General features: G+C 42.5%; 16 protein-coding genes, 1 tRNA gene and 1 other annotated feature. Of the genes, 13 read left to right on the plus strand and 4 right to left on the minus strand.

Annotated elements, in window-relative coordinates:
• The first annotated feature begins 95 nt into the window (after positions 1-95).
• Both AACX33_RS21230 and AACX33_RS21235 read left to right on the plus strand, forming a co-directional pair.
• Positions 96-1,808 (plus strand): diflavin flavoprotein, encoded by a 1,713-nt coding sequence (locus AACX33_RS21230; protein WP_193997355.1) that lies wholly within the window; start codon positions 96-98, stop codon positions 1,806-1,808.
• A 467-nt stretch (positions 1,809-2,275) separates the two neighbouring features.
• The gene (locus tag AACX33_RS21235; protein ID WP_227788807.1) at positions 2,276-3,883 is read left to right on the plus strand and encodes a choice-of-anchor I family protein; all 1,608 of its coding nucleotides are present in this window, start codon (positions 2,276-2,278) and stop codon (positions 3,881-3,883) included.
• Positions 3,884-4,111: 228 nt separating this feature from the next.
• On the opposite strand, the gene AACX33_RS21240 is transcribed toward AACX33_RS21235, so the two are convergent.
• Positions 4,112-4,654, minus strand: coding sequence for a phycobiliprotein lyase (locus tag AACX33_RS21240; protein ID WP_193997353.1), 543 nt, complete (start codon positions 4,652-4,654; stop codon positions 4,112-4,114).
• 524 nt (positions 4,655-5,178) lie between these two features.
• Between AACX33_RS21240 and AACX33_RS21245 the strand changes: the two genes are divergently transcribed.
• The 3 genes from AACX33_RS21245 to AACX33_RS21255 all read left to right on the plus strand — a co-directional run bounded on the left by AACX33_RS21245 (position 5,179) and on the right by AACX33_RS21255 (position 12,259).
• A complete protein-coding gene (locus AACX33_RS21245; RefSeq protein WP_193997352.1) occupies positions 5,179-6,609 on the plus strand; it encodes an efflux RND transporter periplasmic adaptor subunit in 1,431 nt (476 codons plus the stop codon).
• A 61-nt stretch (positions 6,610-6,670) separates the two neighbouring features.
• Positions 6,671-9,916: an efflux RND transporter permease subunit gene (locus AACX33_RS21250; protein ID WP_193997351.1), complete on the plus strand. Its 3,246-nt coding sequence runs from the start codon at positions 6,671-6,673 to the stop codon at positions 9,914-9,916.
• A 222-nt stretch (positions 9,917-10,138) separates the two neighbouring features.
• Complete coding sequence (locus tag AACX33_RS21255; RefSeq protein WP_193997350.1) at positions 10,139-12,259, plus strand: ATP-binding protein; 2,121 nt, start codon at positions 10,139-10,141, stop codon at positions 12,257-12,259.
• 193 nt (positions 12,260-12,452) lie between these two features.
• Here the strand turns inward: AACX33_RS21255 and AACX33_RS21260 are convergent, their stop codons facing one another.
• Positions 12,453-13,208 (minus strand): FkbM family methyltransferase, encoded by a 756-nt coding sequence (locus AACX33_RS21260; protein ID WP_193997349.1) that lies wholly within the window; start codon positions 13,206-13,208, stop codon positions 12,453-12,455.
• Between the two features lie 563 nt (positions 13,209-13,771).
• Between AACX33_RS21260 and rplS the strand changes: the two genes are divergently transcribed.
• From rplS to rplL, 8 genes are all read left to right on the plus strand, one after another.
• The gene (rplS, locus tag AACX33_RS21265; RefSeq protein ID WP_193997348.1) at positions 13,772-14,134 is read left to right on the plus strand and encodes a 50S ribosomal protein L19; all 363 of its coding nucleotides are present in this window, start codon (positions 13,772-13,774) and stop codon (positions 14,132-14,134) included.
• A gap of 148 nt (positions 14,135-14,282) precedes the next feature.
• Positions 14,283-14,355 (plus strand) — tRNA-Trp (locus AACX33_RS21270).
• Between the two features lie 194 nt (positions 14,356-14,549).
• Complete coding sequence (gene secE / locus AACX33_RS21275) at positions 14,550-14,771, plus strand: preprotein translocase subunit SecE (RefSeq protein WP_089093961.1); 222 nt, start codon at positions 14,550-14,552, stop codon at positions 14,769-14,771.
• Positions 14,771-15,403 (plus strand): transcription termination/antitermination protein NusG, encoded by a 633-nt coding sequence (gene nusG, locus AACX33_RS21280; protein WP_193997347.1) that lies wholly within the window; start codon positions 14,771-14,773, stop codon positions 15,401-15,403. The genes secE and nusG overlap by 1 nt, the downstream gene beginning before the upstream one ends.
• 4 nt (positions 15,404-15,407) lie before the next feature.
• Positions 15,408-15,833: a 50S ribosomal protein L11 gene (gene rplK, locus AACX33_RS21285; RefSeq protein WP_193997346.1), complete on the plus strand. Its 426-nt coding sequence runs from the start codon at positions 15,408-15,410 to the stop codon at positions 15,831-15,833.
• Between the two features lie 204 nt (positions 15,834-16,037).
• Positions 16,038-16,754, plus strand: a complete 717-nt coding sequence (rplA, locus tag AACX33_RS21290; RefSeq protein ID WP_193997345.1) for a 50S ribosomal protein L1 — start codon at positions 16,038-16,040, stop codon at positions 16,752-16,754.
• Positions 16,755-16,850: 96 nt separating this feature from the next.
• Positions 16,851-17,022, plus strand: a sequence feature (ribosomal protein L10 leader region).
• 182 nt (positions 17,023-17,204) lie between these two features.
• A complete protein-coding gene (rplJ, locus tag AACX33_RS21295) occupies positions 17,205-17,783 on the plus strand; it encodes a 50S ribosomal protein L10 (RefSeq protein ID WP_193997344.1) in 579 nt (192 codons plus the stop codon).
• A gap of 98 nt (positions 17,784-17,881) precedes the next feature.
• Positions 17,882-18,271 carry a 50S ribosomal protein L7/L12 gene (gene rplL / locus AACX33_RS21300; protein WP_193997343.1) on the plus strand — a complete coding sequence of 130 codons (390 nt, stop codon included), beginning with the start codon at positions 17,882-17,884 and terminating at the stop codon, positions 18,269-18,271.
• 69 nt (positions 18,272-18,340) lie between these two features.
• Here rplL and AACX33_RS21305 read toward each other — a convergent pair whose 3' ends face one another.
• Positions 18,341-20,149, minus strand: a complete 1,809-nt coding sequence (locus AACX33_RS21305) for a serine/threonine-protein kinase (RefSeq protein ID WP_193997342.1) — start codon at positions 20,147-20,149, stop codon at positions 18,341-18,343.
• Positions 20,150-20,363: 214 nt separating this feature from the next.
• Positions 20,364-21,770: a protein kinase domain-containing protein gene (locus AACX33_RS21310; RefSeq protein WP_193997341.1), complete on the minus strand. Its 1,407-nt coding sequence runs from the start codon at positions 21,768-21,770 to the stop codon at positions 20,364-20,366.
• Positions 21,771-21,929: the final 159 nt, after the last annotated feature.

Consider the following 21,929-nt stretch of genomic DNA (forward strand, 5'->3'; position numbering starts at 1 on the left):
GAATAAGACCCCACCCCTAGCCCCTCCCCGCAAGCGAGGAGGGGGACAAGAATGAAGAGGGGGACAAGAGTTATGAGAAATAAGAAACAAAAGCTATGTCAGAAAATAAACCCCGTGATGTTCAAGTTCTGCCCATTGGGACAGATACAACAATAATGCGATCGCGCAGTTGGTCAAGGCTGAGATTTGAAATTGAATATGCTCTAGCTAAAGGTACAACTGCTAATTCTTATCTAATTCAGGGTGATAAAATCGCTCTCATTGACCCTCCAGGAGAAACATTCACCGACATTCACCTGGAAGCATTGCAGCAACGGATGGATGTCACCACCATTGATTATGTCATTCTGGGTCATATTAATCCCAACCGCGCCGCCACTATCAAAGCTTTATTAGAACTAGCACCGCAGATTACCTTTGTCTGTTCTAATCCTGGGGCTAAAAATTTACGCGGTGCTTTAGAAAATGAGGATTTACCAATTATCGTCATGCGGGGGGAAGAAACCCTGAATTTAGGTAAAGGACATGATTTACAATTCATTCCTACCCCTAACCCCCGCTATGCAGACCAGCTTTGCACCTATGACCCACAAACAGAAATTCTCTACTCAGATAAACTATTTGGGGCGCATATTTGTGGTGATCAGGTATTTGATGAAGGCTGGGAAACAATCAACGAAGACCGACGCTATTATTTTGATTGTCTGATGGCTCCCCACGCGCGTCAAGTAGAAACAGCATTAGATAAACTGGCTGATTTACCTACCAGAATGTACGCAACTGGACATGGCCCCATAGTCCGTTATGGCTTAATCGAACTAACTAAAGCTTATCGGCAATGGATTCAACAGCAAGCCTCGGCTGACTTGACAGTAGCATTGATTTATGCTTCAGCTTATGGAAATACAGCTACATTAGCACAGGCGATCGCGCGTGGTATTACTAAAGCTGGCGTAGCAGTGGAATCAATTAACTGTGAATTTACAGAACCCGAAGAAATCCGCGCTGCTGTGGAAAAATCTGCTGGTTTCGTCATCGGTTCACCTACCCTGGGCGGTCACGCACCCACACCAGTCCAAACAGCATTAGGAATTGTCCTCTCCACCGCGACAAACAATAAACTTGCTGGTGTTTTTGGTTCCTTTGGCTGGAGTGGTGAAGCTGTTGATTTAATTGAAAACAAACTCAAAGACGCTGGCTACAGATTCGGTTTCGATGCCATTCGCGTCAAATTCAAACCCGATGATGTCACCTTACAATTGTGTGAAGAAGCCGGAACCGACTTTGCCCAAGCCCTGAAAAAAGCCAAAAAAGTGCGTGTTCCCAGCCAACCAGCCACAAATGTCGAACAAGCAGTTGGGCGCATCGTGGGTTCTCTTTGCGTCGTCACAGCCAAAGAAGGGGATATATCCAGCGCCATGTTAGCTTCTTGGGTGTCTCAAGCCAGCTTTAATCCTCCTGGTTTAACCATAGCTGTAGCTAAAGACCGGGCTTTAGAAACGCTGATGCACTCAGGAAATAAATTTGTCCTGAATATTCTCCCAGAAGGCAAGCATCTCGGCTTGATGAAACACTTCCTCAAACCTTTTGGCCCAGCACAAGACCGATTTGGTGATGTTGCTACCCAGGACAGCGAAAGTGGTTCGCCCATCCTCACTGATGCTTTAGCATATTTGGAATGTTCCGTAAAAGGTCGGTTGGAATCGGCAGACCATTGGCTAGTTTATGCCACGGTAGATCATGGCAAAGTATTAAATAAAGATGGTGTGACAGCAGTCCATCAAAGAAAAACGGGAAGTCATTATTAAACTAATACCCAGATCCCCGACTTCTCGAAGAAGTCGGGGATCTATATCCTCAAGGTTTTATGTTTAATTATGTTGACCTACTTACTGTCAAAAGTCCTGACTTACTTACCTCAACCAGCAAAACGCTGTATGTTCGGGAAAATAGGCTTTTTTTACCTTTAGTTAACCTAAACTTTGATTTCACTTAACCTTTAACAGATAGGTTGCAAATATACCTAATATTTGTTGAAATTCTCTATCCTGCGTAATAACTGCCGATAGATGTAATTTTTTCACAAAAATATCCTAATACCCCGCATGGCTGCTATGCAGCTAAGTGGGAAGTTTTTCGTGCGTTCAATTTGCGCTTAGGGGTACACCGCGTTTGAACGAGTTTCTTAAAGCCAAGCATTCAATTATTTGTTGAGATCATGATCATCCAAAAGCTTATTGCCTTCATTGCTCCATCCGCTTTTTTGTTGGGAATAATGGCGAATCCAGCAGAGGCAATTTCGCTCACGCCTATCGGTACTTATAGCACAGGAATTTTCGATGCTAGTGCTGCTGAAATTCCGACTTATGACCCGGTAAGTCAACGGCTGTTTGTGGTGAATGCTCAAGCCAACACTATCGATATCATAGGCATTAGCGACCCGACCAATCCATCATTATTTTCTAATATAAATCTTGCGGACTTCGGTGGTATTGCTAACAGTGTCGCTTTTAAGAATGGCTTACTAGCAGTAGCAGTAGAAGCATTCGTTACCCAAGATCCGGGACAGGCAGTATTTTTTGACGCTGGTGGTAATTTTCTCAATGCTGTCACCGTGGGAGCTTTGCCTGATATGCTTACCTTCACACCAGATGGGACTCGCGTGATAGTGGCAAACGAAGGGGAACCGAATAATGACTATACAATTGACCCCGAAGGCTCAGTCAGTATTATAAATCTGGCAGATTTTAGTGTAATTAATGCTGGCTTTGCCCAGTTTAATAGCCAAATTGATCAGTTACGGAATGCCGGAGTCCGAGTTTTTGGGCCGAATGCTACTGTTGCACAGGATTTCGAGCCTGAGTACATCACAGTTTCTCCAGATTCTAATACGGCTTGGGTAGCGTTGCAGGAGAATAACGCGATCGCAGTACTGGATCTAATTAACAATCAATTTACCGACATTCTTCCTTTGGGCTTTAAGGATTATAGCCTGCCAGGAAAGGGATTTGATGCTAGCGATCGCGATGACGCTATTAACATTACTAACTGGCCTGTTTTGGGTATATACCAACCAGATGGGATTACTTCCTACACAGTCAATGGTAAAACCTACATTGTCACAGCCAACGAAGGCGATACTCGTGATTACGATGGTTTTAGCGAAGAGGTGCGATTGGGTAATAACAGTTATCAGCTAGACCCCAACGTGTTTCCCAATGCCGATGAATTAAAACTACCGGAGAATTTAGGTCGTCTGACGGTAACTAATACTCTGGGTGATTCCAATGGCGATGGTCTATTTGAGCAAATATATGCCTTTGGTGGGCGTTCCTTCTCTATTTGGGAGTGGGATGAAGCTGCTGGAACACTTAACCAAGTCTACGACAGTGCTGATAATTTTGAGCAGATCATTGCTCAACGCTTCCCTGATTTCTTCAACTCCAACCATGTAGAAAACAGCTTTGATACCCGTAGTGATGATAAAGGCCCCGAACCAGAAGACGTAAAGATTGCCGAAATTAACGGTCGTTTTTATGCTTTCATCGCATTAGAGCGGGTCGGGGGTGTCATGACCTACGATGTCACTGATCCTGTGAATCCTGTCTTTGTAAACTACATTAACAACCGCGACTTCATGGCGGAGACAACCTTGAATGGGATGACTAACCCAGCTGCTGGAGACTTAGGTGCAGAAGGTTTACTCTTCATTTCCGCCGCCGATAGCCCCAATGGTCAGCCATTATTGGTTGCAGCGAATGAAGTTAGTGGCACAACAACACTTTTCTCTATTCAGTCCCAATCTGTTCCTGAGCCGGGAGCTATCTTTGGCTTAGTGGCAATTGGTTCTATGGGTCTTCTGAAATTTAAGCGTCAGCGCTAGAGCGACTGATATCGCAACGTTTCTTTCACTTAGCCCCTCCTCCCTTCACTGCGTTACGGTGTACACACAAGTCCTGCCTGTCTGCGTTTGAACCTGTTTTGCCCCCTAAATTTCCCAAGTTTGGGGGACGAGTGAAAATTCTTGTTCCCCCATAATTGGGGGTTAGGGGGCGATTCGATCACTTATGTGTACACCGTAGCTTCGCCATGAGGAGGGGAATTGATTAGACTAACTTTCGATTCTTTTTTCCAAATATTGACCAATCATCAATTGCTCACCAGCACGAGAGATAATTGTCTGTCTGGTGCGGTATTTGCTACCAATAAGTTTTAATTCCTCCTCAAATACTGAGCCGTTGTACTCAGTTCGCAAACATAATGTTTTAGTGTTGGGGAAATAATATTTGGCGGTGACTGGTTTGGATGTGGCAAAACCGCGATCGCGATATAAAGTATTTCCCAACACTCCAAATAATGTGGAACCTTGAGACTCCTTTTTGGCCTTTAGCACATCTGTACTGTCCCAAGTGACTTCCGCACCACAGATTAAACTTACGGAATTCAGCAAATCGTGCATCTGACCCAGATTTTGCAATTCATCACATCCTGGTTCTAAAAACCGGATGGTAATCAAGCTTTCCATTTCCTTGGTTTCACCCTCTGGCAAAGTGTAGTAGCGTCTTTCAGAACGCCACTGGCCGACTGATTCTTGGAAAAACTCTGCAATCTGGGATTCGTCAGCAGTTTGTGCAAGTTTTAGCGCTGATGTCACTCTTAACTATCCTCACCTAGTAGTTGAATAAAAATTGGTCATATGTATATACTACATGAAGAAAAATAGCAAATACTCTTTAAATTTTTTAATATATCTGGATAACTACCGATAAATACCAGTTACCTAAGTGAACTTTTTGCTACCATGTGTTATATATTTAGTAAAGCTAACTATCCTCAATCAATTAGTACTGACAAATTTTAAAATGAAAGCTAAACTAAAATTATTAATTTATTTTGCCAATGACTTTATTCCCGGAACTAATTCCAAAAAATCACAAATAAGTGGGATGTAAGCTATTAATGAAAAAATATTCCTTTAGGTAAATAGACGAATAAAATCTACTGAAATAGAATAATTGATTGAACAAAATAGGTTTAATCAAATAATTATTTTGAAAGTTTGTCTCGAAATAGTTTTTATAGATGAAACCCTTGGTAATCAAAGGCTGTTATAGTCACAGGATATTGTCAAAATCCCAAAAATTAATAATTTTGAACAGACAACAACCCAAAAAATAGATGAAACAGCAAACTGAAACAGCCAATAACCAAGCAAGCAATAAGCACTCAAATCCTGCCACTATAAAGGCAAAAGGTGATATAGAAACCGAAAAAAAAAGGGTTAGATATTATCCGCCAGTTTACTCTATTTGGTTAATTATTGGTTCACTGGGGATAGGTCTACTAGCTACAAGTTGTGGATCTTTACCAAAGGAGACAGCTAAGGCCCAATCTCAGCAATCTAACGGGGGGCAAGGTGGTGACAGAGCAACACCTGTGGATGTAGCGATCGCTCGCACAGGCGTATTGCAGGTACAAGCAAGTTATACAGGGAATACCACGCCATTTCGTACCGTATCATTGCGATCGCAAGTAGAAGCCAGACTATTGGCTTTGAACTTAGACGTAGGCGATCGAGTTAACCAAGGGCAGAACGTTGGACTGTTAGATGATACCCTGCTGTTAACATCATTAAAACAGTCAGAAGCCGAACTAGCCGCCCTGAGATCAGAAGTCGCCAGGGCAGAAACTCAAGTCAGTAATGCCCGTGCAGAAGTAGAAAGAGCGCGATTAGAATTAGTGCAAGCCCAGGCCGACTCCAAACGACAACAGGAACTCTTCCGATCCGGTGCGATATCCCAACAAACTGCCGAACAAGCACGCACCGCAGCCAAAACAGCCGCCCAATCACTACGAGCATCAGAAGATCGCGTGCGTACAGAACAGCAAGCCGTCGCCGCCGCTCAAGGTAGAGTAATTGCTCAACAATCCGTAGTCGCTCAATTTAAAGAGCGCCGCTCCTACGCCCGCTTAATCTCCCCCATCACTGGTGTAATTACCCAAAGAGTCACAGAACCAGGTAATCTTCTCCAACCAGGCAATGAAGTCTTGCAAATTGCCGACTTTAGCCGTGTCAAGGTCGTAGTGCAAGTTTCGGAATTAGAATTGTCGGAAATTCAAGTTGGACAATCAGTGCAAGTCGGCTTAGATGCTTTCCCCAATGAGTCATTAATGGGCAGAGTTACACGCATCTCTCCAGTTGCCGATGCCACAGCTCGCTTAATCCCAGTAGAGGTAGTAATTCCCAATAACGACAACAAGATTGGCAGTGGACTGTTAGCAAGAGTCAAATTTGAAACCCAGACATCACAGCGAGTCGTGGTGTCCCAAGCAGCAATTCAAAAACAAGCCGAAAATAATAATTCTGCTGACTCCACAACAGCTAAGAGCGAATCAGAGAAACGCAGTGGTAAAGTCTTCGTAGTTACAGACACAGAAGGTAAAAACAAAGTGACGGCGCGTGCTGTTACTTTAGGCAACAAAGCTGATGGCAACGTAGAAATTTTATCTGGCTTGCAAGCCGGGGAACGCTATGTGGCTCGTAGTGGTAGACCTTTAAAAGATGGTGAGGCTGTAGTTCTTTCAGTTTTGTCAGAAACCGCAGAGTAAAAATTAAACATGACTTTTTGAGCTTTTCATTGAGCGGCTTTAATTTGGAGATTAGCAATAGATGCAGGAAATACAAAAGGGCGGCGGATTTAGTATCAGTACTATTTCCATCCGTCAACACATCGGCACACTCATGCTGGCTCTGGCAGTATTGGTCATGGGTGTATTCTTTATTATCAAATTACCAGTAGATTTACTACCATCAATTACCTATCCCCGAATTGGTGTGCGAATAGACGCACCGGGAATTTCTCCAGAAGTAGCCATTGATGAAGTCACAAGACCTTTGGAATCAGCTTTTTCTGCCACTGAAGGGGTACTACAGATTTTTTCCCAAACTCGTGAAGGACAAGTAAGTTTGGATCTGTATTTTCAACCAGGTGGAGATATTGATCAAGCATTAAACGATGCTACAGCTTCCTTTAATCGAGCTAGAGGAACCTTACCAGACACCATTGAAACACCACGCTTATTCAAAGTCGATCCTTCCCAGTTACCAGTTTACGAATTTGCCTTAACTTCGCCCTCCTTAGCAGGCCGTGACTTGCGGGTTTTTGCCGAAGAAGAACTGGTGCGCGAACTAGGCGTTGTCCCTGGAGTTGCAGGGGTAAACGTATCGGGAGGAGTCAAAGAAGAAGTTAGAGTCAATTTAGATTTAGATCGTTTGCAAGCTTTGGGAGTGGGTTTGACTGATGTCCTGGATGAACTCAGAGACCGCAATCAAGATGTTTCTGGTGGTCGGCTGTTAGGACAAAATTCTGAGCCATTAACTCGGACTGTGGGACGTTTCCAAAGTTCTGATGAAATTAAAAATTTGACCTTTGAGGTGTCCTCTGCGCCTGCGTCCTCAGATCCTAATTTCCCCACCCCAGTTCTGAATCGCCGCGTTTATTTGCGAGACTTTGCCGAAGTTATAGATGGCTCAGAACAACAGCGCATCTACGTTTTACTCAACGGGGAACCATCTGTTAAAGTCAGCATTCAAAAGCAGCCTGATGCCAACACTATTAATGTTGTTGATGGTGTAAAAATTCGTTTAGCAGAACTCCAAGCATCCGGTGTAGTTCCTGAAGGAACAATACTCACAGCAACCTTGGATGAATCAAAGTTTATCCGCGATTCCATTTCTAATGTTGCTACTTCCGGTTTAATTGGTACTGCACTAGCTGCTTTTGCGGTTTTACTCTTCCTTGGTTCCCTGCGACAAACTTTTATTATTGTCATCGCCATTCCTTTAGCCAGTTTAGCCGCCATCATCTTAATGGGAATATTTGGCTTATCCCTGAACGTATTCAGCTTGGGTGGTTTAGCTTTAGGCGTGGGTATCGTTGTGGATAACTCCATCGTCATGTTGGAGAACATTGCCGAGGGTGCAGGTATGACACCCGGTAAGGATACCAAAACTCGCCTGAATGCCAAGGAACTGATTCAACAGGCGGAACGAAGTAGTCAGGAAGTAGAGTCAGCTTTAATTGCTTCTACCAGTACAAACTTAGTAGCCGTAATGCCATTTTTGCTCATTGGTGGCTTTATTTCACTGCTGTTTAATGAGTTAATTCTCACCATCACCTTTTCTGTAGCCGCTTCCATTTTGATTGCGGTGACAATTATACCCATGCTGGCCTCCCGCACCTTGTCGTGGAAATTTTCGAGTGGGTTGAGTAAGTTTTGGCTGCTAGAAGAATTTAACAGCCGCTTTGATACAGCAATAAATAGATATAGGCGGTTTTTGAGTGATATATTACGCTGGCGATTTTTAACAGTGGCGATCGCTATTCTCCTATTAGGTGGCGGTAGTTTGTGGATGGCTCCCCAAATTCCCCAAGAAATCCTACCGCGAATTAGTACCGGACAAGCTACATTAAATGCTCAGTTTCCACCTGGTACGCCCCTAGAAACCAACCGCAAAGTTATGGCGATGGTAGATGACATCCTCCGCAAGCAACCAGAAACAGAATATGTCTTCACTACAGCCGGCGGCGCGCTTTTTGGCACAAATGTCAATGCTAATCCCCTCCGAGGTACTAGCACTATTACCCTCAAACCAGGGACTAATACCGAAGCTTATGTAGAACGAGTCACCGAAGAGTTTAACCAGCTTAATTTAGTAGGAATACGCCTGCGTCTTTCTCCTGGTCAAGTGCGCGGTTTAATTCTCAGCAACTCTCCAGTCCGTGGTGCTGATGTTGATATTATCCTTCAGGGGAATGATACAGAAAACTTAGAACAAGCTGGTCGAGAAGTCCTAACTGCCTTGGAAGACCGCGCCACCCTAGTCAGATTCCGTCCTGATGCTGATGAGCGTCAACCGGAACTTCAGATTCAACCTGACTGGGACAGAGTAGCGAATTTTGGCTTAAGTACCAGAGATATTGGCGACACAATCCAAACAGCTATACAAGGTAGTGTACCCACCCGACTACAACGCAGTAACCGTTTAGTTGATGTCAGAGTGCAGTTGAATCAATCATCACTGCAAGAAGTTTCTCAATTAGAGAGATTACCTTTGTTCGTTGACAATAATCGCCAAGTACGCTTGAGCGATGTAGCGACAATTATTGAAGGACAAGCACCTGGGGAAATTCAGCGGATTAATCAGCGTCAGGTAGTCATACTTGCAGGTAATTTGATTGAGGGAGCTAACCTTAGTGATGCTTTTACAGAGGTAGATACAATCTTAGCTAGTTTAAATTTACCTGAAGGTGTAAGTGTTTTACCCAGTTCGGCAGCTGCATCCAATCAGGAACTGCAAAACTCCCTGAAACTATTAGGTGGATTAGCCAGTTTTCTAGTTTTTGTAGTCATGGCAGTGCAGTACAATTCACTGATTGACCCCTTAGTAATTATGTTGACCATTCCTCTAGCTTTAGCTGGGGGAATCTTTGGGCTTTACATTACTAACACCGCCATTGGTGCCACTGTGATAGTCGGGGCAGTGTTATTAGTGGGTATTGTGGTCAACAATGCCATCATCATGGTAGAACTAGCAAATCAAATCATTGAACGAGACAAAGTTGATAGAAAAACTGCCATTTTGCAAGCTGCTCCTCAACGGTTACGTCCCATATTAATGACCACCATTACCACAGTTTTAGGTATGTTTCCCCTCGCTTTGGGAATTGGGGAAGGTTCAGAATTTCTGCAACCCTTGGGTGTGGTCGTATTTTCGGGTTTGTCTTTAGCCACATTGCTGACGCTGTTTATCATCCCCTGTTTTTATACGATGCTGCACGATTTATTACATTGGCGTTGGGCAAAGCCAATTTTAAGCCATTTGGGTGGATGGAAGAAAAGTTTTACTAAATAACTCTGATTTAGTACCCTGAAGCCGTTTTCTATTGTATAGAATATAACTTTTTCTTAGGGGTGCAAGATTTTGCGCCCCTATAATTATTTATTGCAGCCAAATTAATCTCTGCAATTATGGCTTCCTGGGATGTTAATACAAATTTTTGATTTACCCATTCCCAAGTATTTAGGAAAATATGCCAGAATTATATAAATTTAATCCCTTGCAGGCGAAAGGAAGATGGAATTTTTTAACCAGGTTTCTACTTCTAAGAATCAAGAAAATTTACAACCAGATTTACAAGTATTTCTGCGGCATATTCTGGACAAAATTTCAGATAATATTTATATAAATAAAGAGCAGGAATTAGAAATATTTTTACAGCAAATCAGTGAAAAATTAGAGCAAGAAATACAAGCACGAACAGCACTGTTAAATAGCAGAGTTGATCAGTTGAAACAAGAAATTAATGAATACAAGCAAGCTGAAGCCGCAAAACAGGAAACTGAACAGAGTTTTCGCAGACACAACACGGCTCTACAGAAACTTGTACAAAGTGAGTCACTGCAATACGATGACTTTCCCACTGCCATAAAATATGTCACAGAAGTAGCTAGCCTTGGTCTGGATGTAGATCGTGTGAGTGTTTGGTTGTACACCGAAGATTATACCAAAATTCAATGCGCTGATTTATATGAACGTCCAAGTAATTCCCACAGTTCTGCTTGGGAATTGTCAGTCTGTGACTATCCGAGCTATTTTCAAGCTTTGAAAGAAGAACAAGTTATTGCAGTTGTTGATGTTCATCAAGATACTCGCACTTCAGAATTTTCTGCAAATTATACACTACCACTAGGCATTACCTCGATGCTCGATGTGCGGATTTGGTCGAGGGGAAAGGTGATTGGTGTAGTGTGTTGTGAACATTTGGGTACTCAGAGACAGTGGACTTTAGAAGAAGAAAACTTTATCAGTTCGATTACTGAATTTGTCCGACTAGTCATTGAATCTAGCGATCGCAAATCTGTAGAAGCGGCTCTAGCTATCAGCAAAAATCAGTTTCGTTTAGTTGTTGAGCAAACCGGACAATTGATTTATATTTATGATCTGGCTGAAAGTCAGATTCACTGGGCAGGAGCAATTGAGGAAATTACCGGATACACTGCTGATCAATGGCAAACATTTGACCTAGCTACTTGGGAAGCACACATTCACCCTGATGATCGCCCAAGGGTGATGTTTATATTGGCATCGGCGATACAGAACAAAAGTCAGTATCAAATTGAATATCGCCTCCAGAAAAAAGATGGTTACTATATCTATGTAGAAGATCGCGGCAAATTTTTAGTGAATCAGATCACAGGAACTAGCTGCATAGCGGGGACAATGAGTAATGTTAGCGATCGCAAAACTGCTGAAAAAGCTTTACGGCAATCAGAAGTTCAATTCCGCCAACAAGCTCAAACACTGAAGAAGGCACTAGGGGAATTACAACGGACTCAAAGTCAAATGATCCAGAGTGAAAAAATGTCTTCTCTTGGTCAATTAGTCGCGGGAGTAGCCCACGAAATTAACAACCCAGTGAATTTTATTTATGGTAATATTAGTCCGGCAAATGATTATATTCAAGACTTACTTAAACTGATTAGCTTATATCAAGAACACTATCTCCAACCAATGCCTATTATTCAGGAAGAAATTGAGAGAATAGACTTAGCATTTTTGATCCAAGATTTACCTAAATTGCTCTCATCGATGAAAATGGGAGCAGAACGCATTCGCCAAATTGTTCTCTCTCTCCGAAATTTTTCCCGCCTAGATGAAGCTGAATACAAAGCAGTTGATATTCATGAAGGAATTGATAGCTCTTTACTAATTTTAAAAAGTCGCCTCAAAGATAAACCAGGATATCCCGCCATTGAAGTCATCAAAGAATATGGAAATTTGCCCCTTGTAGAATGCTATGCAGGGCAATTAAATCAAGTATTTATCAACATTTTAACTAATGCTATAGATGTATTAGAAGAACGAGACGAAAAACGTTCTTCCCAGAAAATTAAGTCATCTCCTAGCATCATTCGTATATCTACAAAAATGCTCGACGAGCATCAAATTATGATTAAAATTAGCGATAATGGGATGGGTATACCCGAAAAAATCAAACAACTAATTTTTAACCCTTTCTTTACCACAAAACCAATTGGTAAAGGCACAGGAATGGGTATGTCTATTAGCTACCAAATTATTACCAAAAATCACGGGGGGAAATTTTATTGTATTTCATCTTCAGGTCAGGGTACAGAATTTGTGATTGAGATTCCCTTAAAACAGCAAGCCAAGTTAGAAAAACCTGAAATTTGAATAGCGCATCAGTGAAAATCTTATTTCCAGGTAGAACCTGAAAAAGCTTTAAAAGCTCTAGCAGCATCCCCAGGATATACCAACGAATAGTAATTGCAAAACTTCATCAACCATCACAGATGATGATTACTTCTCCGAACTTACTAGCTGGAAAAAAACCTATAACTCCCGCCATTACAGAATCTTTTTATGACTATTGTTCCCAAAGTTTTAAATTTTTCCCTTTTTCCCACCGTTTAAATAAAGCATTACAGTAATCAACAGCATTTCCGCCTCCCCAAAAAGGATATACGTCGTATAATCCTACAAAATTAAAATTATAGTCTGCCAGCATCTCACTGATTTTACAAAAATGAGTGTGATGGTCATCTTTCTCCCGAAAAGTAACTTCTATGTAAATGTAGAAAATTTTTTCAGCGCCTAAAGTTGCTTCTGCACCTCTTAAAACTTGACACTCATAGCCTTCCGTATCTATTTTCAACAGATCAATCTGATCAATTTTATGGTCGTCTTCTTCCATAAACTGATCTAATGTGATTATATTCACTGTCTCCAGACATTGATCTGCTGGAGAATTAACCTGACTAACATGGGAAATTGAGTTAGAACCAGATGTTCCTTGGACTAACATCTGCTCCTGCTTGTTTTCTTCCCCCAATGCTAAATTGAAGCAAGAAACTTGAGGATCAACACCAACATTCGCTTTTAAAACTTCAAAGGTTTGACTAACTGGTTCAAAAGAAAAAATCTGAGCTTCAGGAAATTTGCGACGATAATCAAGGGTAGTTTGTCCTTTATTAGCTCCCACATCAAAAATTGTCTTCAGCTTCAAATCAGGTGATAGTCTAGCAATATCTGCTTTGAGATCATATCCAAAAGGCATTCTCTTGGTATCATAGAGGGTGTATCCATAAGCTTTCAAAAAATTTTGAATCTGTTTTTTTAGCATAAGATTCTTGATTAAAGTAAGTGGAATTTAAGTCGGATTATTGACATAATTCTTAGAAAAGAATTTTATCACAAATATCTCCCCACCACAGATAGCATTGTTCTACGACGGTTAGTGTCAAACAAGTTGAGATTTTGGTTAGCGAAGCTAGAACCAAGGGCGAACGAGGGTCGGATTTTCGATTGATTCCACAGATCAATCATGGGGCTTGTAGGATTAAGGAACTATTGCTCTAATTTCTGATTAACCAAAATTACATAAGAAATCCTAATCTATACGATGTCTGATGGTTCAATAATTAAGTATTAAGAAGTATTATAAAATACATATACTTTAGAAATGGCGTAAAATAGCTGCGCTTACCGCGGAGCGTGTGCCAAGACTCATATCTGACTTGTGAGTTCACTCTTTGGGAAAAAACTTTTTGGTTTACGGGTAATCTATATTTGATGTCCAGTCCATTGGAAACTACAAAATTCTCGATATTTTGATCTAAATAAGTAGACTGAAATAGGATTATCGATTTATGATTAGTGATTGTGAGTTTTTAAAGTAGAAAGACTATGAGCGCTCAAGAGATTATCCGCTCCATTGAAGCGGAACAACTAAAATCGGATCTGCCCATCATCTATGTGGGAGATACAGTGAAAGTCGGTGTCAAGATTAAAGAAGGAGAAAAGTTTCGTATCCAACCATACGAAGGCGTAGTCATTGCCAAACGCAATGGTGGCATTAACGAAACTATTACAGTCCGCCGCGTGTTTCAAGGCATTGGCGTGGAGCGGGTATTTTTGTTACATTCTCCCCGCATCGACAACATTAAAATCCTCCGTCGAGGTAAAGTCAGACGTGCTAAACTCTATTACCTACGCGGACGTGTAGGTAAAGCTACCCGGATTAAGCAACGGTTTGATCGTGCCTTGTAAATTTCGGCTCAAAGTATGGGAGAAATTTCTACTGGCAAGCGGCATTTGCCGCTAATTTGTTCCCCCGACAAAAATAAGGTGAAATAAGAGTAAAAATGCGTTATACTAAAAAAGGTTCAGCGCAATAACTGAATCCAACGCACCTTTTGCGCTCTTAGTTCAGTTGGTAGAACGCAGGTCTCCAAAACCTGATGTCGGGGGTTCAAGTCCTCCAGGGCGCGCTTGAAAGCAAAAAAACACAGCCCGGAACAACAGCACGCCTGCTAAGATAGCAGAGAGCGCTAGTTATTTCGGGTGTAATTATTTTTTATTTACAGCTTTTTTGCTTCCAGTAAGTATGATGGAGTCAAAGCTGTGAACCTGGACGAACATGAGCAGGATATAGCTTTATTTAAGAAACGGGGGTAAAACGACAGTGGCCAAAAAAAATGAAGCAGAAATGCCAGCAAACACCAATGGATTCAGTTTAGCCAACTTCTTTCAGGGTACAAAAGAAGAACTGGAAAAAGTGGTTTGGCCAAGTCGCAAACAGCTAGTGAGCGAATCAGCAGGTGTGCTGTTAATGGTGACACTCTCCGCATCTTTGATATATTTGGTCGATGGATTGTTCGGTTGGGTAGCACAACAGGTATTCTGATGACTTCTGCAACAGACGAACCATATAACTCAGCTTTGCATTCTGAAGAAACAGCAGAAACAGCGCTCAATGAAGTACGCTGGTATGCAGTACAAGTAGCGTCAGGCTGTGAGAAACGCGTCAAGACAAACTTGGAGCAACGTATCCAAACGTTTGATGTATCTGACAAAATTGTCCAAGTGGAAATTCCCCACACGCCAGCAGTGAAAATTCGCAAAGATGGCAGTCGTCAGCACACAGAGGAAAAAGTTTTTCCAGGTTATGTGCTAGTACGAATGGTGATGGAAGATGATACTTGGCAAGTGGTACGAAACACTTCCCATGTAATTAATTTCGTGGGAGCGGAACAAAAACGTGGCGGTAGCAAAAGCCGAGGTCACGTTAAACCAGTACCTTTAGGTCCATCAGAAGTAGAACGGATATTCAAACAGACGAGCGAACAGGAGCCGATTGTCAAAATTGACATGGCTGCTGGTGATAAGATAGTTGTACTTTCGGGTCCTTTTAAAGACTTTGAAGGCGAGGTGATTGAAGTCAGTCCAGAGCGCAGCAAATTAAAAGCCTTGCTCTCGATTTTTGGACGAGATACACCAGTAGAATTGGAATTTAATCAGGTAGAGAAACAGAGCTAACAAAATGGCGAAGAAAGTAGTAGCGGTCATTAAACTGGCCCTGAATGCTGGAAAAGCCAACCCAGCACCACCAGTGGGTCCCGCATTGGGTCAACACGGTGTGAACATTATGATGTTCTGTAAAGAGTACAATGCCAAAACAGCAGACCAAGCTGGAATGGTAATTCCTGTAGAAATTTCGGTGTTTGAAGACCGGAGTTTTACATTTGTACTCAAGACACCACCAGCATCAGTACTGATTCGCAAGGCAGCGAAAATTGAAAGAGGCTCTAGTGAACCCAACAAAAATAAAGTTGGGTCAATTACAAAAGCTCAATTGCAAGAAATTGCTCAAACCAAAATGCCTGACCTCAACGCCAATGATATAGAAGCGGCGATGAAGATTGTGGCAGGTACTGCCAAGAATATGGGCGTAACCATCTCGGATTAGTCATTGGTCAATGAATTTTAGATTTTAGATTTTAAATTTTGGATTAGACTACAATCTAAAATCGCCAATCCAAAACCCAAAATTCTTTAGTCATTGGTCATTTGTACATCAAAATACAATTGGCAAAAGACAAAAGGCGAAGGACAAAAGGAAAAAATTTATCGGGGGAGAGATAAAGTCTCGTAATTACCCCAGGAGAGAAAAATGGGCAAAAAAATATCACGCCGCTTGCAGGCGCTGCTAGAAAAAGTAGAAGATAGGGACTATGCGCCCCTAGACGCTTTAAATCTGCTAAAAGAAACGGCAACGGCTAAGTTTTCTGAAGCCGCAGAAGCGCATATCCGACTAGGAATTGACCCAAAGTACACAGACCAACAGTTGCGGACAACGGTAACACTACCCAAAGGTACAGGACAAACTGTGCGGGTGGCAGTAATTGCCAGAGGGGAAAAAGTTACCGAAGCCAGTAATGCTGGTGCTGATATCGTTGGCTCTGATGAGCTGATTAACGAAATTCAACAAGGTATGATGGATTTCGACAAGCTCATTGCTACACCGGATGTGATGCCACAGGTGGCGAAACTGGGTAAATTACTAGGTCCCCGTGGTTTGATGCCATCACCCAAGGGTGGAACGGTGACATTTGACGTAGCAAGTGCGATCGCTGAATTCAAAGCTGGTAAATTAGAATTCCGAGCTGATCGGACTGGTATTGTCCATGTTATGTTTGGTAAGGCATCTTTCACGCCTGAAGATTTGTTGGTAAACTTGAAGGCGTTGCAAGAGACGATTGATCGAAACCGTCCTTCAGGAGCCAAAGGTCGTTATTGGCGGACAATTTATGTCACCTCAACTATGGGGCCATCAATTAAAGTCGATATCAACGCTCTCCGGGATTTAAAACTGACCGAATTAGCTTAATCGGGATGAGGAACTAAAGGCTAGGGACTAGAGACGAGAAAAGATTGTTTTAAGTGATCAATTTTTCTAGCTCAGTACCGACAGCACTCTCGCCCCAAAACTAAATAAGCCAAGCCGGAGACAGCAGGAGCCAAAAGCTCAAATATCCTGCCGAGGTTAAAGCTCTAATTGCCTGAAGTGCCGCCCATTGAGGTGTGGGTACGAAAGAAGTATTATGAGTTTTCCTATGAAACCCCGGCTCGGATAGCTGGGGTTAATTGTTTTTAGTCGCTGATAGTAAAACCCTTTGAGGTAATCTATCGGCTCTCGAATTAACACCGATAAACAAAAACCCAGCGACAGATTTAGTTAAAGCACCGAAGTAAAACCGAATTTAGTCTCATAAGTAGATGTTCTGAAAGTTTTACTTGATGAAAAATAATGATTTTGCCCTTGGAGGTAAAACTAAGCATGGGTAGAACGCTAGAAAATAAAAAAGAGATTGTAGCTGATCTCAAAAACAGTTTGAGCGAGTCAACTTTGGCACTGGTAATTGATTATCAGGGTTTAACAGTTGCTCAAATCACTGACTTACGGCAGAAGCTGCGTCCGAGTGGTACTGTCTGTAAGGTAACGAAAAACACCTTAATGGGCATTGCCATTGACGGTGACGAGAATTGGCAACCACTTTCGGAGTTGCTCCAAGGTGCTTCGGCTTTTTTGCTGGTTAAAGAAGATTTTTCTTCAGCAATTAAGGCTTATCAAGAGTTCCAGAAAGTTACCAAGAAGACAGAACTTCGTGGTGGCGTTATGGAAGGTCGCCTGCTCAAGGATACCGATGTCAAGGCTCTAGGAGACTTGCCATCCAAGGAACAACTTATGGCGCAAATTGCCGGAGCTATCAACGCCTTGGCTACCAAAGTGGCTGTTGGTATCAACGAAGTTCCCAGTTCTTTGGCTCGTGCTTTGCAAGCTGTGGCTGAGAAAGATCAAGAGCAAGGTGAAAGCAGCGAAAGTGCAGAACCGAGTACCGAAAGTGCGGCTGAATAAAATTCGCCAAATTACAAGCAAGTCTGCCTGCTGGAGTTTATCCTTAATTGCAGCTTTTGGTAGGCAACAACAAAATTTACATTACAGGAGTTATATCAATGTCTGCTACAACTGATCAAATTCTCGAACAATTGAAAACCCTCTCTTTGCTGGAAGCATCTGAATTAGTTAAGCAAATTGAAGAAGCTTTCGGCGTGAGTGCTGCTGCACCTGCTGGTGGGATGATGATGATGGCTCCTGGTGCTGCTGCTGCGGCTGAACCAGTTGAAGAAAAAACTGAGTTTGATGTGGTACTAGATTCCGTTCCAGCTGACAAGAAGATTGCTGTGCTGAAGATTGTCCGCGAATTGACTGGTTTAGGTCTAAAAGAAGCCAAAGACTTGGTGGAAGCTGCGCCTAAAGCAGTTAAGGAAGGTATTGCTAAGGACGCGGCTGAAGATGCTAAGAAGCGCATCGAAGAAGCTGGCGGTAAGGTAACTATCAAGTAATTAGGATTGCGCCCGAAAACTTGAAGTTTAGGGACTATCAGAAAAAGCCTGCTTGTGCAGGCTTTTTTTTTAATGTAAATCAGCGTCCCAGACACCGATGTAAATTCGATCTTGCTGATTGCGTTCAATTACACCTTTTAATCCGCCAACATTAAAAGAATATCGCCTAGTTTGGCGATCGCGTACTTTTTGAAGTCCTTGATTAATACTACTATTAGCATTGCCAGCCAGCATTCCCTGTAATGTTCTTTGCATGACTTCTGGCGGCACAGATTGGGCAAAAGCTACTTCAGTTTGGCGGAGGACTCCGGTTTTTTGGTCAAATAAGTAACCAAGGTCAACACTGCCTTCTAATTTATAAAGCACAGCACGAGTATTCCATAATCCTTTGGAAGTTTGACTGGGCTTACCTAATGCTGTTGTGATCGCATCTTGAGAAGTTCCTGTAGGAAATGCCGGTACACTGTTGGTGTTGGTGTTGCTAGGAGCAGTATCTTGATTCTGCGGCTGCGGTGGTGGTTCTGGAGTTTCTGTCGGCTGCGGTGGTGGTTCTGGAGTTTCTGTCGGCTGTGGTGGTGGTTCTGGAGTTTCTGGCTGCTGTGGCGGTTCTGGTATGACTCCATCTACTGGCGGCTGTGATGGCGGTAATAGATCCGGATCTGGTGCAAATGTGGGAGTTACTTGTGGCTGTGGTACTGGTACTACTGTATCTGGAAGAGGTTGTACAGCATCTGGCTGATCGGCAGGTTCGTCAGGTGAGGATTGTGGTGAAGGTGTGGGATCTAAGGTATTTGAGTCGGAAGATGGTGTGGGTGTAGATGATGTGGAAATAGATTCTTGAGACTGTGGTTGACGAGTGATGCTAGAAATTGCTACCCCACCAATTAAGCCACCAAAAACTAGACTACCGATAATTAAAGCGGGCTTTTGCCAGTTGCTGGTCAGAACAGTTGGCGCAGAAGATATTATTGCCTGAGTTTGCTGAGTCGATGCTGCTTTAGCAGGACTGAGGCTGACTGTGGGGCTAGTGATAGAAGGCTGTGGGGAAATATCTGTAGCGGATTTTAAAGCATATAGCATTTTACTGGCAGTACTATAGCGATCGCTCACATGAGGCTGAATTGCCTGATTAATTACCTTTGCTAGATGTGGCGAGACATCGGGGGCGAACTCTTGCCAGAGAATTTCCCCGGTTTGCAGGTGTATCTGTAGTTCTGGTGGGTGTTTGCCCGTTAGTAAATAAATCGCCGTCAAGCCTAAGCTATAGATGTCAGTGGCGTAAACCGGTCGTCCTATGGCTTGTTCAGTCGGCATATACCCAGGTGTACCAATTACCAGCGATCGCGTCGGATGATGAGAAGAACTAACCACTGAACGGATGGTTTCCTTGACTGCGCCAAAATCAATCAAAAACGGCTTGTGATCAGTCGCGCGCAGAATAATGTTATCTGGTTTGATATCCCGGTGAATAATACCTTTACTGTGGACATAATCTAACACTGATAACAGACTCAAAAGAATTGCCCGAACAGTAGTTTCGCTCTCATAGCCTTTGTCCTCGACAATATTTGTCAAAGTTGGCCCTTGAATCCATTCTTGAACCAGGTAAAACAGTTCATTCTCCGAGAAGTAGGCATATAACTTGGGAATTTGGTCACTACTTTCACCCAGATACTCCAAAGTTGCAGCTTCTCTCTCAAAGCGCTGTTGAATCATTTGGTAGGTTTTTGGGTCATTGGCTATCGGTTTGAGTTGCTTGATTACACAGCGCCGGCGAGAAGGCATATGGGTGTCTTCTGCCAGAAAGGTTTCGCCAAATCCACCTGCGCCGAGTACTTGAATTACTTGATAGCGATTGTTCAGCAGCGTTTTTGTCATGAAAATTTCCAAGCGATCGCCCTTTTCAAATGTACATCAGATAGAAGAGACGAGTTTAAAACAGGTTATGTCCCATAACTTGAGCTTAATTTAAGATATTTGAGTCCGTAAGGTTTTTCCCATGCAGGGTTAAACTTATAAGACATCTGCAACCCAGAATTTAGGGATCATTCATCAATTATCCCTTGGCGCTGCTTGACTGGAAAATTTCTAATTATTTCGGAAAATATCTTCTTTGATTACGGTCTTGATATTTACTAATATATTCAGCATTACGCTGCTCTAATGGTGACAACAATTTAGGAGGAAATGATTTTGGTGAGTATACAGGATTATACCAAGTTTGATTATTAAAATATGCTTGTAAGCCAGGAGTATCAAAGCGACGACCGTGACGAGCATAAATCGAATTTCGCATAACATCTAACTCGAAACCGTCTTTGTCGTCCAAATCAGCATCTGTCACGGATCTTTCCGACAGCCAGAAATAACTGTTTATTGTGGGAGATGGCAATATAGGTTGTGGTGGGATTACCGGGGATGTAATATTTTTCTTTATCACTGGAGATGAAGACACAACAGGAGTTTCTGTAACTGTGGGTGTAACTTCTTGATTAGCTACAGGTTGAGGAGAGGGTCTGAACACCTGACTAATAATTACAGATGCACCGATTAACCCACCAGCAATTACACCAGCCATGAGGATGCTACGGCGACTATTACTTTGAGTTACAGGCTGCTGATGAACAGGAACAGTTAGCGGGGGGGAAAAAATCGGTTGTGTCGGTGGTACCGGATTTACTCCGCTATGTAACACTTCTAACATTGCTGTAGCGGTGGGAAAGCGATCGCGGGGATGATAGGCGATCGCTTGGTCTATGATCCCTGCTAATGTGGGGCTAACCTGGCTAGCATACTGTCGCCACATAATCTCACCTGTCTGAGAATCTGACTCTAATTGTTGTGGCTGTTTCCCAGTCAGCAAATAAATTGCTGTCAGGCCTAAACTATATAAATCACTAGAATAAACTGGTCTCCCGGCGGCTTGCTCACTCGGCATATATCCAGGCGTACCAATCACAATCGAACTGGTAGGTAACCCTTGTGAATTCATCACCGTTCCCATTGATTCCCGTACCGCACCGAAATCAATTAGCACTGACTTACCGTCACGATGACGCAGCATAATATTATCCGGCTTAATATCCCGGTGGATAATGCGCTTTGAGTGGACATACTCCAACACTGGTAACAAATCTACCAGAATTTCCCGAACAGCACTTTCGCTAAATAACCCCTGCTTTTGCAGTTTTGCCGTTAAAGTATCACCTTCAATCAACTCTTGAACTAAATAGAATTGCCCTTCTGACTGAAAATAAGCATATAGCGTCGGTATTTGGTCAGTATATCCACCCAAATCTTCTAAAATTGCCGCTTCTCTTTGAAACCGTTCCTGCACCAACTGGTAAATCTGGGGATTATTCTGAATTGGTCTAAGCTGTTTAATCACACAGCGCCGGCTAGAAGGCATTTGGGTATCTTCCGCCAGAAAAGTTTCCCCAAAACCACCACTTCCTAAAGTCCGAATAACTTGATAGCGGTTGTTCAGCAGCATTTGCATAAATTAACACCGATAAATGCAAAAATCATGGTTATCAAAACATGGGGTATAAAACCCCGTCACTTCGGCAAGCTCAGTACAAGCCTTGTAGGACGGCTTTATATTAATTTACTGTTTTACAGTATTTGGTGTAAAATGTAAGAAGTCTTTACAACGTAT

The organism is Nodularia sp. LEGE 04288, from assembly GCF_963896525.1.
In the GTDB taxonomy this organism is placed as follows: domain Bacteria; phylum Cyanobacteriota; class Cyanobacteriia; order Cyanobacteriales; family Nostocaceae; genus Nodularia.